The 16,130-nt window shown below is 74.3% G+C and carries 4 protein-coding genes; all 4 read left to right on the top strand.

The window, feature by feature from the left end; all coding sequences use genetic code 11:
- The first annotated feature begins 245 nt into the window (after positions 1 to 245).
- On the top strand, positions 246 to 941 hold the full coding sequence (locus R2737_01775; GenBank protein MEZ5114971.1) for a hypothetical protein: 696 nt from the start codon (positions 246 to 248) through the stop codon (positions 939 to 941).
- Between the two features lie 248 nt (positions 942 to 1,189).
- The gene (locus R2737_01770; GenBank protein ID MEZ5114970.1) at positions 1,190 to 2,842 is read left to right on the top strand and encodes an acyl-CoA dehydrogenase family protein; all 1,653 of its coding nucleotides are present in this window, start codon (positions 1,190 to 1,192) and stop codon (positions 2,840 to 2,842) included.
- Between the two features lie 71 nt (positions 2,843 to 2,913).
- Positions 2,914 to 10,668, top strand: a complete 7,755-nt coding sequence (locus tag R2737_01765) for an SDR family NAD(P)-dependent oxidoreductase (GenBank protein MEZ5114969.1) — start codon at positions 2,914 to 2,916, stop codon at positions 10,666 to 10,668.
- Positions 10,665 to 16,097: a carboxyl transferase domain-containing protein gene (locus R2737_01760; protein ID MEZ5114968.1), complete on the top strand. Its 5,433-nt coding sequence runs from the start codon at positions 10,665 to 10,667 to the stop codon at positions 16,095 to 16,097. Before R2737_01765 ends, R2737_01760 begins: the two co-directional genes overlap by 4 nt.
- Positions 16,098 to 16,130 lie beyond the last annotated feature (33 nt).

The following is a 16,130-nucleotide window of genomic DNA, read 5'->3' as shown; positions in this document are numbered from 1 at the left end:
CGCATGTCGGTCGCGCCCGCCACGGTGGCCTGGGGGTCCCGGGGCGTGGCCGAGGTCACGGCACACCGCCGTGTGCGACCGGCCTGCGAGGGGTACCCCACCGGGTATCCCGCGGTCGACCGGAGGTCCGGTCGGCCGCCGCCCCACCAGCCCTGGACGTGCGGGGTGCCGCCACGCGGTGCCCGTTCCCCCCACGCCCGTCCGGGGTAGTCCCGCTCCACCCGCGGGCAGACGAAGGCTGATGCGTGACTCGTACCGTCCTCCGCTCGACCCTCGCGGTCGTGGTCCTGGCCCTGGTGGCCACCCTGCTCCCGATCGCCCTCGGCGCCGGCCTCGGCCGGGCCGCCGCCGACGAGACCGGCGGCGCCTCTGCCGTTCCCGGCGCGGACCCCGCGGTCCCGGCCGACCCGGCCACCCCGGCGACGCCCGCGACGCCGGCCACCCCTGCCGTCCCGGCTCCTCCCGCCGCGACGGCGCCGGCCAAGCCGGCCAAGCCGGCCAAGCCGGCCAAGCCGAAGCCCGCGAAGCCGAAGCCCGCGAAGCCGTGCCGCAACGAGCTGGCCCAGGTGCTGCACAAGGCCGGCTTCCGCGGTGAGGACCTGCGCGAAGCGTGGGCCATCTCCATGCGGGAGTCCCGCGGCCGCAGCATCGGCCCCGGCAACCGGCTGTTCAACGGCCGCGACTACGGGATCTTCCAGCTCAACCGCCCCACCTTCGGCGGGCAGACGTGGTGGAACACCCGCAAGATCCTCACCAAGGACTACAGCGCGAAGATCGCCTACAAGCTGTCCAAGGGCGGCCGCACCTGGGTGCTGTGGGGCCTGGACGGCGACGGGCGCCCGAAGGCGCACCTCTACCGGTCCTTCGGCTGGTCCTCGTGGCAGATCCAGAACTGGATCGTGCAGCCGTTCCAGCGCTTCTACCGCGCCTACCCCTGCTGACCACGTCGAGGCGCTGACCGCGCCCCCGCCGCATCCGCGGACCCTGTGGTGCCGGTGGGGTGTGCCACCGCTCACGCAACCGGCACCACAGTCGCTTCTTGGCGCCGCCCCGGATACCCCCGGGGGCTTTACCGGCCGGTAACGGCCTTCCGGCCCACCCGAGTCGCGACTGTTGGCGGTTCAACCTCCCCCGAGCACCCGGTTCGCTGGGGTCCGACCTGACCGGACCCACGAGGGGGACCCGCTCGATGAAGAACGGCCTGGACCGCGACACGCTCGGCATGATCCTGGAGGCGATCGCGGACTTCGCCGCGAAGGAGCTCCCGGACGCCACCCTGATCGAGCTCGACGACCGGGACGAGTACCCGGCCGAGATCGTCAACCGGATGTGCAGCGACGAGCTGGGCATCCAGCTGCTGTTCATCGAGGAGCAGTACGGCGGCATGGGCGGCAACGCCTTCGACGTCTACCGCGTCTGCGAGCAGATGGCGTCCATCGACCTCGGCGTCGCCACGTCGGTGCTGGCGACCTTCCTCGGCAGCGACCCGATCGTCGTCGGGGCGACCGAGGAGCAGAAGGCCCGCTGGCTCGGCGCCATCGCCGAGGAGGGCCTGATGATGGCGTACGGCGCCACCGAGCCGGAGGCCGGCAGCGACCTCGGCGCCCTCAAGACCGTCGCCGTGCCGATCGAGGAGGACGGCGCGGTCGTCGGCTACTCGATCACCGGACGCAAGCAGTGGATCAGCAACGGCGGCGTCGCCCAGCTGTACACGATCCTGGCGAACACCCCCGCCGGCCCGACCTGGTTCGTGGTCGAGCGCGACGCCGAGGGCTTCGCTCCCGGCGAGCACGAGCACAAGCACGGCATCCGGCTGTCCAACACCGCCGCGCTGTTCCTCGACGACGTCAAGGTCACCCCCGACGCCCTCGTCGGCGGGGTGGAGGGCCAGGGCCTGGTCCAGGCGCAACTGGTCTTCGGCTACACCCGGCTGATGGTCGCGGCCTTCGGCCTCGGTGCCGGCTGGGCCGCGCTGGACCGGGCGATCGCGTACTCCACCGAACGCATCCAGGGCGGCGCGCCGCTGTCGGAGAAGCAGGGATACACGCACAAGCTGATCGTCCCCAACGCGGTTCGGCTTGAGGCCGGACGCGCGTACATCGAGGAGACCGCCGAGCGGCTCGACGCCAGCGACGACAGCCTCAACACCGAGGGCGCGATCGCGAAGTACCTCGCCACCGAGGCCGGCAACGCGGCCGCCGACGCCAGCATCCAGGCGCTGGGCGGGTACGGCTACACGCACGAGTACATGGTCGAGAAGATCAAGCGGGACGTGCGCATCACCACGATCTACGAGGGCACCTCGGAGATCATGGAGATGACGATCTCCCGCGACCGGTGGCAGCAGCACCTGAAGACCCGCGGCGACCACTACCACGCGCAGGCGCGTGAGCTCGAGCAGCTCGCGGCCCGCCGGCCCGAGGTCGGCGCGGGCACCGCCGCGCTCGCCCACCACGCACTGGCGGAGGTCATGGAGGCCTGCCGCGCCGGGCGGCTCACCCGCAACCAGCACGTGCTGCTGCGGCTGGGCGAGCTGGTGGCGTGGGTCGAGGGCTCCGCGGCGCTGTGCCGCCGGGCCGCCCGCGGCCTGGACGGGCAGCTGCCGGAGAAGTCCGACCGCCGGTTCGACCCGGCCGGGCAGGCCGCCGTTGCCCGCATCTTCGCCCGCGACGCCGCGCACCGCGCCGCCGCCGACGGTTCCCGCCTGGTGCTCGCGGCCGACGATGCCGCCGACCCCGCGGCGCTGCTCGCGGCCGTGCGCATGCCGGACGTCCTCGGCGCGCAGCAGGGCCTGATCGCGGACATGGACGCGGTCGCCGACGCCCTCTACCAGCGCGGCTGACCGGCCGCCCGTTCCGCAGGACCGGAACCCCCGACATCGCAACGCCCGCCACGACCCGCCGGAGAGCCGACGTGCACGCCGAGTACGACGCCCCGTCCCCCGCCATCGCGATCGTCGCCGTCTCGGCGATCCTGCCCGACGCCCCGGACGCGCAGGCGTTCTGGTCCAACGTCACCTCGGGCCGCTACAGCATCGCCGACGTGCCGCCGGGCCGTTGGGACCCCGAGCTGTACTACGACCCGGACCCCAAGGCGCCGGACAAGACGTACTCGAAGATCGGCGGCTGGGTCCGCGACTACGAGTGGAACCCGCTGGGCTGGAAGCTGCCCATCCCGCCCAAGGTCGCCGACGCGATGGACGAGGGCCAGCGGTGGGCCGTCGCGCTGACCCGCGCGGTGTTCGCGGACTACGGCAAGCCGGTGGACGGCGAGCGGACCGCCGTCATCCTCGGCAATGCGATGGCGGGGGAGAAGCACTACGCGACGAACCTGCGCATCACCTATCCGGAGATCGCCCGCCAGCTGGGCAAGGCACCCGCCTTCGCCGGCCTGCCGGCCGACGTCCGCGGGGCGATCGCGGACGGGCTGCGCGAGACGATGTGGGCCGACTACCCGGAGATCACCGAGGACACCATGCCGGGCGAGCTCGGCAACGTGCTCGCCGGGCGGATCGCCAACCTGTTCGACCTGCACGGCCCGAACTTCATCACCGACGCCGCGTGCGCGTCCGCGATGGCCGCCTTCGACGCCGCGATCGAGGGCCTGATGACCGGCGAGTTCGACGCCGCCGTCACCGGCGGCATCGACCGCAACATGGGCGCGTCCTCGTTCGTGAAGTTCTGCAAGATCGGCGCGCTCTCGGCGACCGGGACTCGGCCGTTCGACGCCGGTGCCGACGGCTTCGTTATGGGTGAGGGCGCCGCGCTGTTCCTGCTCAAGCGGCTGGCTGACGCCGAGCGCGACGGCGACCGCATCTACGCGGTCCTGCGCGGCATCGGGGGCGCCAGCGACGGCCGCGGCAAGGGGATCACCGCACCCAACCCTGTGGGCCAGAAGCTCGCCGTCGAGCGGGCCTGGAAGCAGTCCGGCCTGAACCCGAAGGACCTCGGCCTGCTCGAGGCGCACGGCACCTCCACCCGGGTCGGCGACGTCGTCGAGGTCACCAGTGCGACCGAGGTGTTCGGCGGCGCGGACCTGGCCCCCGGCAGCGTGGCCCTCGGCTCGGTGAAGTCCAACATCGGGCACCTCAAGGCCGCCGCCGGCGCCGCCGGGCTGCTCAAGGCCACGCTCTCGCTGCACCACAAGGTGCTGCCGCCGAGCCTCAACTTCGTCGACCCCAACCCGAACCTCGACTGGTCCACCTCGCCGTTCCGCGTGAACACCGAGCTGCGCGACTGGACGCCGGCCGCGGGCCGGGTCCGGACCGCGGGTGTGAGCGCATTCGGCTTCGGGGGCACCAACTTCCACGCCGTCCTCGAGGAGTACGTGCCCGGCCGCATCGACACGTCCCGGCGGCGCGTGCTGGCCACTGGCGCCGACCTCGGCACCGGGTCCGCCGCGCCGGCGGCCAGTGCGAAGGCCCCGCTGCGCGGGGTCCTGGTCCTCGGCGCCGACAGCGCGCCCGCGCTCGCGGAGCGGCTTCGCCCCGTCGCCGCCGAGGCGGCCGCCGGCACAGCACCGGCCGCCCGCGCCCCGTTCGAATCGGACCTGCGGGCACCGCAGCGGATCGCCATCGACTACGCCGATGCCGCCGAGCTGGCGGACAAGGCCGCCAAGGCGCTCGCCGCGCTGGACAAGGGCGACAACCCCGCGATGTGGAAGGCGCTGCGGGCCCGCGGGATCTTCCGAGGCAGCGGTCCCGCGCCGAAGGTCGCGTTCCTCTACACCGGCCAGGGCTCGCAGTACGCCAACATGCTGGCCGGGCTGCGCGACGAGGAGCCACTGGTGGCGGAGACGTTCGCCGAGGCCGACGCGGTCATGACGCCGCTGCTCGGCAAGCCGCTGACCGAGTACATCTTCGTGCCGAAGGACGACGAGGCGGCGGTCGCACAGGCCGAGGCGTCGCTGCGCAACACCGAGATCACCCAGCCCGCCGTGCTCGCCACCGACCTGGCGCTGACCCGCCTGCTCGAGGCGTACGGGGTGAAGCCGGACCTGGTGATGGGCCACAGCCTGGGCGAGTACGGCGCGCTGGTCGCCGCCGGAGCGCTCACCTTCTCCTCGTCCCTGGAGGCGGTCTCTGCGCGCGGCGCCGAGATGGCGCACATCAAGACCGAGGACAACGGGGCCATGGTGGCGGTGTTCGCCCCGCTGGACCAGGTGCAGCGCATCGTCGACGCGGCCGAGGGCTACGTCGTCGTCGCGAACGTGAACTGCTACAGCCAGTCGGTCATCGGCGGGGCCACCGAGGCCGTGCTGGCAGCGGCGGCCCAGTGCGAGGCGCAGGGGTTCCAGACCTTCCGGCTCAACGTCAGCCACGCCTTCCACACCGAGATCGTGTCGGCCGCCAGCGTGCCCCTGCGGGCCCAGCTGCAGCGGCTCGGTGTGCAGCCCCCCTCCCTGCCGATCGTGTCCAACGTGACCGGCCGCTTCTACCCGAGCGGGCCGGGCGTCGAGGAGGAGATGCTGGACCTTCTGGCGCGCCAGGTGGCGTCGCCCGTGCAGTTCATCGACGGCCTGACGTCCCTCTACGACGCCGGTGCCCGGGTCTTCGTCGAGGTCGGACCGAAGCGCGCGTTGCAGGGCATGGCCGCCGACGTGCTCGGCGACGACGACGTGCTCACCCTGTTCACCAACCACCCGAAGGTGACCGACGACGCGGCGTTCAACCAGGCGCTGGCCGGGTTGTACGCCTCTGGCGTGGGCACCGGGATCGCCGAGCCGGCCCCGGTCCCCGCCCCCGCCGTGCCCGCCCCGGCACCCGCGGCGGTCGCGGCCCCTGCGCCCGTGCACTCGCCCGCCGCCGTGGCCGCCGCGGTGCCGACGCCCGCAGCGAGCGCCCCCGCCGGGCCGGTCTCCGACCGCACCTACCTCGAGCTCGGCCACCTGTTCGCCGACTTCCTCGAGCGCAGCCGCTCGATGCTGGCCGGCGGGGGGACGCCCGCGTCCACCGAGCCGGTCGTCATCACCGGTGCGGCGCTGGGCCTGCCCGGGACCGAGAAGGTCTTCGACGACGACAACCTCGAGCGGCTGCTCGAGGGCCAGCAGCTCATCGACGTGATCCCGTCGCGGCTGCGCCAGGAGATCCTGGACAAGCACATCACCCGGCTGGTGAAGTCCGACGGCGGCGGCCGCTTCGAGACGATCGACTCCGTCGCCGACGTCATCAAGCTCGCCGCCCGACCGGGGGAGTTCGACCTGGCCGCCGAGTTCGGGCTGGACCCCGAGCGGGTGAAGGCGTACGGGATGTCCACCCGGCTGGCCATCGGTGCCGGCATCGACGCGCTGCGAGACGCGGGCATCCCGCTGGTGCAGCGCTACAAGACCACGTCCACCGGCTCGCAGCTGCCGGACCGGTGGAGCCTGCCCGAGGCGCTGCGCGACCGGACCGGCGTCATCTTCGCCTCCGCGTTCCCCGGCGTCGACGAGTTCGCCGCCGAGCTCACCGCGTACGAGGAGGACCGCCGCAAGCGCAGCGAGCTGGCGGCACTCACGGACGTGCGCACCCGCGTCGCGGCCGCCGACCCCGCCAGCCCCGCGCTGGCCGAGCTCGACCACCGCATCCACGCCCTCGAGCACGCGCTCGCCGAGCACCCGTACACCTTCGACCGTCGGTTCCTGTTCCGCGTGCTGTCCATGGGCCACTCGCAGCTGGCGGATCTGATCGGTGCCCGCGGTCCCAACACCCAGATCAACGCCGCCTGCGCCAGCACCACCCAGGCCATCGCGCTGGCCGAGGACTGGATCCGCGCCGGCCGGTGCACCCGCGTGGTCGTCGTCGCGTCCGACGACGCGACCGGTGACGACCTGCTCGGCTGGATCGGCGCCGGGTTCCTCGCCTCCGGCGCTGCCGCCACCGACGAGGACGTCACCCAGGCCGCTCTGCCGTTCGACCGGCGCCGGCACGGGATGATCCTCGGCATGGGCGCCGCGGCGCTCGTGGTGGAGAGCGCGGAGGCGGCGCGCGAGCGCGGCATCCAGCCGATCTGCGAGGTCCTCGGGACCGTCACGGCCAACAGCGCCTTCCACGGCACCCGCCTCGACGTCGACCACATCGGCGACGTGATGGAGGACGTCGTCCGCCAGGCCGAGGCCCGCGGCGTGCCGCGCGGCCAGCTCGCCCCGGAGACGGTCTTCGTCTCCCACGAGACCTACACCCCGGCCCGCGGCGGCAGCGCGTCGGCGGAGATCTTCGCGCTGCGCAGGGTCTTCGGTGCGGACGCCGACCGGATCGTCATCGCCAACACCAAGGGCTACACCGGTCACCCGATGGGCGTCGGGATCGAGGACGTCGTCGCCGTGAAGTCGCTGGAGACCGGCCTGGTGCCCCCGGTGCCCAACTACCGCGAGGTCGACCCCGAGCTCGGTCGCCTCAACATCTCGGCGGGCGGTGCCTACCCGGTCCGCTACGCGCTGCGGCTGGCGGCCGGCTTCGGCTCGCAGATCAGCATGGCGCTGCTGCGCTGGACCCCGGTACCCGACGGCGCGCACCGCGCCCCCGACCAGCTCGGGTACGGCTACCGCATCGTCGACCCGGCCCGCTGGCAGGCCTGGCTGGCCGAGTCCGCCGGGCATGCGGGCGCGGACCTGGAGGTCGCGCAGCGGAAGCTGCGCATCGTCGACCGCGGCCCTGCGGCCCGGCCGGCCGCGCCGGCGGCCCCCGCGACCGCCCCCGCGCCGGTGTCGACCCCCGCCGCCCCGGCGGCACCGGCACCCGCCGCACCCACCCCGCCCCCGGCCCCGGAGCCGGTGGCCGCCGCGGGAGACCCGCTGGAGGACGCCGTGCTGGCGCTGGTGTCGGAGCAGACCGGCTACCCGCGTGAGCTGCTCGCGCTCGACCTGGACCTCGAGGCCGACCTCGGGATCGACACGGTGAAGCAGGCCGAGCTGTTCGCGACGGTGCGGTCGGCGTACGACATCCCGCGCGACGACTCGCTGAAGCTGCGGGACTACCCGACGCTGAACCACGTCATCGGGTTCATCCGCGACCGGGCACCGCAGACCGCAGCCGAGCCCGCCGGCGAGGCTGCGGCCGCACCGGCCGCAGCGGCCGGACCCGAGCTGGCCGAGGGCTTCCCCCGTCGCATCCCGGTTCCCGTGGTCCGGCCTCCGCTGGACTGGTTCGCCCCGACCGCCGTGCAGATCGGCGCGGGCACCCGCGTTGCCGTCATGCCGGACGAGGGCGCCGTGTCGTCCGCGCTGGCCGACCTGCTCGCCGAGCGGGGTGCCGACGTGGTCGTCCTGGACCGGGACGCGGACCCGGAGGCGGTCGCGGACCAGCTGGCCGAGGCGCACGGGGCGCAGCCCCTGACGGCGCTGTTCTGGCTGCCGGCGCTCGACCCGGTGGACGCCGACACCCTGGACGCCGAGCAGCGCGCCGCGGCGATCTCGCTGCGCGTCAAGGGGTTGGCGTCGGCGGCCCGGGCGGCGTACGAGGCCTTCGAAGCGCCCGACCGCGCGCTGGTGACCGCGACCCGGCTCGGTGGCCGGTTCGGGTATGACGATGCCGGAGCCGAGGACGTCCTGGGCGGCGCGGTGTCCGGGTTCACCAAGGCCTTCGGCCGTGAGCGCGGCGACGCCGTGGTGAAGGTCGTGGACGCGGCCGCCGGGGACGACCCGCTGACCGTGGCGACCCGGCTTCTGGCCGAGGCCGAGCGCGACCCCGGTGTCGTCGAGGTCGGCTATGCCGATGGCCGCCGTTGGACGATCGGGCTGGTCGAGCGCGACGTGGACGAGCCGGCCGAGGAGCGGGCGCTCGGACCCGACTCGGTCGTGGTCGTCACCGGGGCCGCGGGCAGCATCGTGTCGGCGATCGTGGCCGACCTGGCGGCGAATGGCGGAACGTTCCACCTGCTGGACCTGACCCCCGAGCCGGACGCGGACGACCCGGACCTGGCGGCGTTCGCAGCCGACCGGGACGCGCTGAAGCTCACGATGGCGCAGCGCATCGCCGACCGCGGCGAGCGGGCGACGCCCGCCCTGGTCGAGCGCGAGCTGGCGCGGATCGAGCGGTCCCGGGCCGCGTGGGAGGCCATGGCGGCCGTCCGCGCGGCCGGCGGGGAGGCGTACTGGCACGCCGTCGACCTCACCGACGGCGAGGCCGTGGCCGAGGCCCTCGCCGACGTCGCGGCGGGCGGTCGGGTCGACCTGCTCGTCCACGCGGCCGGGCTGGAGATCAGCCGGTTCCTGCCGGACAAGGCCCAGCGCGAGTTCGACCTCGTCTTCGACGTGAAGGTGGACGGCTGGTTCCACCTGCGGTCCGCCCTGGCGGAGGTCCCGGTCGGGACCGCGGTGGTGTTCTCGTCCATCGCGGGCCGGTTCGGCAACGGTGGTCAGACCGACTACAGCGCGGCGAATGACCTGCTGTGCAAGGCGATGTCGCGGCTGCGCAACGTCGGGTCGCCGACCCGCGGCGTGGCGCTCGACTGGACCGCGTGGGCCGAGATCGGCATGGCCAGCCGCGGCTCGATCCCGAAGATGATGGAGTTCGCCGGCATCGACATGCTGCCTCCGTCGATCGGCATCCCGGTGGTGCGGCACGAGTCTCAGGCCCGTACCGGGGGCGGCGAGGTCGTCGTCGCCGGCCGGCTGGGGATCCTGGTGGGCGACCGGGCCGAGGCCGGCGGCCTCGACCCGCAGGCCGCGGCCGCCGACGTCGAGCGGACCGACCCGGCCGGCCCGGTGGCCGGTCGCCCCGTCGCCGCCACCACGCGGGGCCTGACCGTCGCCGTCGAGCTCGACCCGACCGCCCAGGGCTTCCTGGACGACCACCGGATCGACGGGACCCCCGTACTGCCCGGTGTCATGGGGATGGAGTCGTTCGCCGAAGCGGCCCGGGTGCTCGCACCCGACCTGCACGTGGTGGCCGTGGAGGACGTGGACTTCCTGGCCCCGGTGAAGTTCTACCGGGACGAGCCGAGGGTGCTGGAGGTGCACGCGTTGCTGCGCCCGGCCGACGACGGCGACGGCCTGGTGGCCGACTGCGCGCTCGTCGGGCGGCGCACGCTGCCCGGCCAGCCCGAGCAGGTGACCACGCACTTCACCGGGCGCGTGCTGCTGGCCGCAGAGCCGCGGACGCCGGAGACGGCGGAGGCTCCGGCCGACCCGGCTGACGGCGCCGCTGTTGCCTCGGCCGAGGACGTCTACCGGATCTACTTCCACGGCCCCGCCTACCAGGTGCTGTCCGGGGTGTGGGCCGACGGTGGCCGCGTGGTCGGGGAGCTCACCGACCCGCTGCCGGCCGACCGCGACCCGGTCGACGCGCCGCTGACGACCGCACCTCGGCTGGCCGAGCTGTGCTTCCAGACCGCGGGGGTCCGCGAGCTGGGGCTGGACGGGGTGATGGCGCTGCCGCTGCACGTGGAGCGGATGGAGGTGTTCCCCGCGGTCGAGACCGAGCTGCCGGTCCGCGCCGTTGCCGCCGGGCAGGAGGACGGTTCCGTCGACGCGGTCGTGGTCGGGGGTGACGGGGAGGTGCTGGTGCGGCTGCTCGGCTACCGCACCGTGGCCCTGCCCGGCGGTCCCGGCGCGGACCTGCTCGCCCCGCTGGCGGCGGCGGTCGTCGATGCCGGGGCGGAGGGACCCGCGGCGGAGGAGTCCGGGTCCGAGGAGTCCGGGTCCGACGAGTCCGGGTCCGACGAGTCCGGGTCGGAGGAGGAGGACTCGTGACCGAGCGCTCGCCCGAGGGCGCGGCCGTCCCCGAGCCGGGGGCCCCGCAGCCGGGAACCGCCGACCCGGGTCCGCTGAGGCGGCTGGCGATCGTCAACCGCGGGGTGGCCGCGATGCGGCTGGTCAACGCCGCGCGGGAGCACGGCACCGAGCGCGGCACCCCGCTGACCACGATCGTCCTGCACACCGACGACGAGCGGGACTCGCTGTGGGTGCGCGAGGCGGACGAGGCGGTCAGCGTCGGTCCGGGGACCGTTCTCGACCCGGCCAGCGGGCGCCGGGTGGCGGCATACCACGACCTCGGCCGGCTCGAGGTCGCCCTGCGTCGGGCCGCGCCCGACGCCGTGTGGGTGGGCTGGGGTCCGCTGGCGCGCCAGCCCGAGGTGGCCGAGCTGTGCGAGCGGCTCGGCATCCGGGTGCTCGGCCCGCCCGCCACCGCGCTGCGCCGGCTGGCCGACCCGGCCGAGCTCGCGTCCCTGTGCGAGGTCCTGGACATCGTGCCCGCCGGCGAGCTGGACGGCGGTCCGGAGGGGCTGCGTCAGGTCGACGTCGTGGTCATGGCCGACGGGCGCGGGGGCGCCTGGGCGGTCGGCACGCACGACGGGACCGTCCAGCGGCGCACCGAGAAGCTGCTCACCGAGACCCCGGTCTCCTGGCTGGACGAGGACCTCGCGCGGCGGCTGCGCCGCGACGCGGTCTGCCTCCTGCTGGCCGTCGGCTGGGTGGGTGCGGGGACCGTGAGCTACCACGTGCGGCCGGCGACCGGGGACGCCGGCCTGGTCCACGTCAGCGCGGGACTGCCGCTCGGTCACCCGGTCACCGAGCTGTGCTCGCCGCTGGACCTGGCCAAGCTGCAGCTGCGGATCGCCGAGGGCCTCGCGCTGGACGGGGAGCCGCCGACCGAGCGCGGGCACGCGATCGCCGTACGGCTCGTCGCCGAGGACCCCTGGCACGGCTTCGAGCCGGCGCCGGGGCAGGTCCTGCTGCTGCGGCCGCCGACCGGCCCGGGGCTGCGGATCGACACCGGCATCACCGAGGGCGACACGGTCATCCCCGACCTCGACCCGACCGTCGCTGAGGTCGCCGCCTGGGGCGCCACCCGGGAGGAGGCCCGCGCCCGGCTGCACCGCGCGCTGGCCCAGCTCCCGGTGGTGGTCGCCGGCGGCATCACGTCCAAGGGCTTCCTGCTGGAGCTGCTGGACCGGCCGGAGGTCAGGGACGACACGACGGACCTGGCCTGGCTGTCGAGCCTGGTGGAGGCGGACTCCCTGGTCGGCCACCGGTACGGCGACATCGCGCTGCTGGTCGCGGCCGTCGACGCATACGACGAGGACCTGGCCCTGGAGCTCACCCGGTTCCACGCCGCGGCTCGTCGGGGACGGCCCAGCGCCCGTCGCGACGTGGGCCACGACCTGGAACTGGTGCACCAGGGGATCGCCGTCTCGCTGCACGTGGACCGCACCGGACCGGACGCCTACCGCATCACCGCGGGCGACGCCGACGTGGACCTGGTGGTCGAGCGCGGGGCGCCGTACCAGTCCCGCGTCACCATCGGCGGCCGGCGCTACCGGGTGGTGTCCGCCGTCCAGGGCGGCGAGCACCTGGTCGAGGTGGACGGCGTCCCCCACCGGCTCACCCGCGACGACTACGGCGTGGTCGCCACCCGCGTCCCCGGCGTGATCGTCGACCTCCCGGTGCGCCCGGGACAGGAGGTCGCCGTCAACGACCCGGTGGCGGTCGTCGAGAGCATGAAGATGGAGACCGCGATCCGCACCCCGGTCGCCGGCCGCGTGCGCGAGCTGCTGGTCGGGCTCAACGTGCAGGTCGACGCGGGCACCCCGGTCGTGCGGATCGATCCGCCGTACCGCGACGTCGACGCCGTCCCGGTGTCCGCCCCGGTCGAGATCGGGGCCGCAGCGGCCGAGCAGACCCCGCTGCAGCGGTGCGACCGGTCACTGGAGGTGCTGCGGCTGCTCGTGCTCGGCTACGACGTGGACGCCTCCGGCGGCGGCCGGGCCACCGAGACGCTGGCCCAACTGTGCGCGGAGCGCGCCGTCGACGACTCGCACGTGCTCGAGGGGGAGCTGCACCTGCTCACGGCGTACGCGGACCTGCGCGCGCTGTTCCGCAGCCAGCGCGAGCCGGACGAGGCCGACGTCATGGTGCGCAGCCCGCAGGAGCACCTGTACGCGTTCCTGCGCGCGCCCGAGGCGGGCACGCGCGGCCTGCCGCAGCGCTTCGTGGCCAACCTGCGACGGGCCCTGTCGCACTACGGGATCGCCGACCTGACCCCGGGGCCGCGCCTGGACGAGGCGCTGTACTGGATCTACCAGTCCCAGCAGCGCACCTCCGCGCAGACGGCTGCCGTGGTGGGCATCCTGCAGCGCTGGCTGGGGCGCACGTCCGAGCTGGGCGACGAGGCGGCTGGGGCAGCCCGGGCCACCCTGGACCGGCTGGTGTCGGCGACCTCGCGCAGCAACCCCGTCGTGGCCGACCTGGCCCGGGAGGTCCGCTTCCGACTGGTGGACGAGCCGGTGCTGGCCGAGTCGCGACGCCGCACCCTCGCCGACGCGGAGGCGGCGCTGGCCGCCCTGGTGGACGAGCCGGACGGGCCCCAGCGCGAGGAGCTGGTGCAGTCCCTGGTCGCCTGCCCCCAGCCGCTCGCCCCGCTGCTGCTGCGCCGGATGCGGAGTGTCCCGCCGGAGGAGCGGGCGGCCGCGCTGGAGGTCATGACCCGGCGCTACCACCGCGGCCACGACCTGGAGGCGGTGCGCGCCGAGGCCGTCGACGGGGTCGAGGTGCTCGACGCCGAGGTGGACGAGCCTGAGGGGGCGGTGCGCGTGCTCAGCGCATCCGGCCCGCTGGCCCAGGTCACCGACGTGGTCCGCGCGGTGCAGGGGCGGATGGCGCAGCAGCCGCCGTCGGGTCGCTACCAGGTGGACCTGTACCTGTGGACCGACGCCGACCACCCGGACCTGGACGACCTGTCGCGGCTGCTGCCGGCGACGCTGGCGCCGCTGGTGGGCCGCGGGGTCGAGCATGTCGTCGTCGCCCTCGGGGGCCGCGGCGACAGCCACGGCATCAGCGCCGTGGACCACCTCACGTTCCGGCCGTCCGACGACGGCGCCCTGCTGGAGGACCGGTTCCTGCGCGGGCTGCACCCGATGATGGCCGAGCGGCTGAGCCTGTGGCGGCTGGCCGAGTTCGACCTGGAGCGGCTGCCCTCGCCCGAGGACGTCTACCTCTTCCGCGGGGTGGCCCGGGACAACCCGAAGGACGAGCGGCTGTTCGCCGTCGCGGAGGTGCGCGACCTCACCCCGACCCTGGACGCGGCCGGCCGGGTGGCGGGGCTGCCGCAGCTGGACCGGGCCGTGACGGAGGCGTTCGAGGGCCTGCGCCGCGCGCAGGCGTCGACCCCGCCGATGAAGCGGCCGCTGTGGAACCGGGTGCTGCTGTACGTGTGGCCGCCGGTGGACCTGCCGCTGGAGGACCTGGAGCGGCTGGCCCGGCGGATGGTCCGGGCGAGCATCGGGCTGGGCCTGGAGGAGGTGCTGGTCCAGTACCAGCGCCGTGACCCGGACACCGGGGCGCTCCGACCGCGCGCCCTGCGGCTGAGCGCACCCGCGGGCGGCGGCTTCGTGCTGGAGGAGCGGGAGCCCCCCAGCCACCCGCTGGTGCCGCTGGACGAGTACACCCGCAAGGTGGTGCAGAGCCGCCGCCGCGGGGCCGTGTATCCGTACGAGCTGCTCACCATGGTCGTGTCGCCGCGCGCGGGGGGGCGGCCCGAGGTCCTGGGTGGCGGCTTCGTGGAGTACGACCTGGACGAGTCGGGGGAGCGGCTGGTCCCGGTCGATCGCCCTCCGGGCCGCAACACCGCGGGCATCATCGCCGGGGTCGTCACCAACACCACGTCCCGCTACCCCGAGGGGATGTCGCGGGTGGCGCTGCTCGGCGACCCGACCCGAGCCCTGGGCTCGCTGGCGGAAGCCGAGTGCCGGCGCATCCTGGCCGCGCTCGACCTGGCCGAGGAGATGGGCGTCCCGCTGGAGTGGTACGCGATCTCCGCCGGCGCCCGGATCGCCATGGACAGCGGCACGGAGAACATGGACTGGATCGCCGACGTGCTGCGGCGCATCATCGAGTTCACTCAGGACGGCTACGAAGTCAACGTCGTGGTCACCGGCATCAACGTCGGCGCGCAGCCGTACTGGAACGCCGAGGCCACGATGCTCATGCACACCAAGGGAATCCTGGTCATGACGCCGGACAGCGCCATGGTGCTGACCGGCAAGCAGGCGCTGGACTTCTCCGGCTCGGTGTCGGCCGAGGACAACCACGGCATCGGCGGCTACGAGCGGGTGATGGGCCCCAACGGGCAGGCGCAGTACTGGGCGCCGGACCTGACCGCGGCCATCGGCGTGCTGCTGGCGCACTACGACCACGCGTACGTGGCGCCCGGCGAGCGGTTCCCCCGGCGCGCTGAGACGTCCGACCCGGTCGACCGGGACATCCGCAGCCGCGAGCACACGCTGCCCGGCTCCCCGCTGCGGACGGTGGGGGACGTGCTGTCGGACGAGGCGAACCCCGGCCGCAAGGCGCCGTTCGAGATCCGCAGCGTGATGCGGGCCGTGATCGACTCCGACCACGCCCCGCTCGAGCGCTGGCGGGAGATGGCCGACGCCGACACGGTGGTCGTGTGGGACGCGCACCTCGGCGGGATCCCGGTGTGCCTCATCGGTATCGAGGCGCACGCGATCCCGCGCACCGGGGCGCTGCCCGCCGACGGTCCGGAGCAGTGGACCAGCGGCACGCTGTTCCCGATGTCGTCGAAGAAGACGGCCCGCGCGGTCAACGCGGCCAGCGGCAACCGGCCGCTGGTGGTGCTGGCCAACCTCTCCGGGTTCGACGGCTCACCGGAGTCGATGCGCCGCACGCAGCTGGAGTTCGGTGCCGAGATCGGGCGTGCGGTGGTGAACTTCGACGGCCCGATCGTGTTCTGCGTGGTCTCCCGCTACCACGGCGGCGCCTTCGTGGTGTTCTCGCAGAAGCTGAACCCGATGCTGGAGACGCTGGCGGTGGAGGGCTCGCACGCCTCCGTACTCGGCGGCGCGCCCGCAGCCGCGGTCGTGTTCGCCGGCGAGGTGCGCAAGCGCGTGCAGGCCGACCCGCGCATCGTCGAGATGCAGGAGCGGATCGCCGCGGCGGAGGGGTCCGAGCGGGCTCGCTTGCGGGCCGAGCTGTCGCACCTCACCGAGCAGGTGCACGGGCAGATGCTCGGGGACGTCGCCGCGGAGTTCGACGAGGTGCACAGCGTCGAGCGTGCGCAGGAGGTGGGGTCGGTCAGCCGTATCATCCCAGCGGTGGACCTGCGGCCAGCGCTGATCGAGGCGGTCGAGCGCGGGATGTCGAGGACGGAGGGCGCCGACTGAGGCGGGCGCCCCCGGACGACAGGGAGCCTGGCC

It is taken from the genome of Candidatus Nanopelagicales bacterium (assembly GCA_041393815.1).
In the GTDB taxonomy this organism is placed as follows: Bacteria; Actinomycetota; Actinomycetes; order S36-B12; family JAWKJK01; genus JAWKJK01.
Note: the sequence above shows the minus strand (reverse complement) of the source record. Positions and strands in the feature narration are given on the sequence as shown.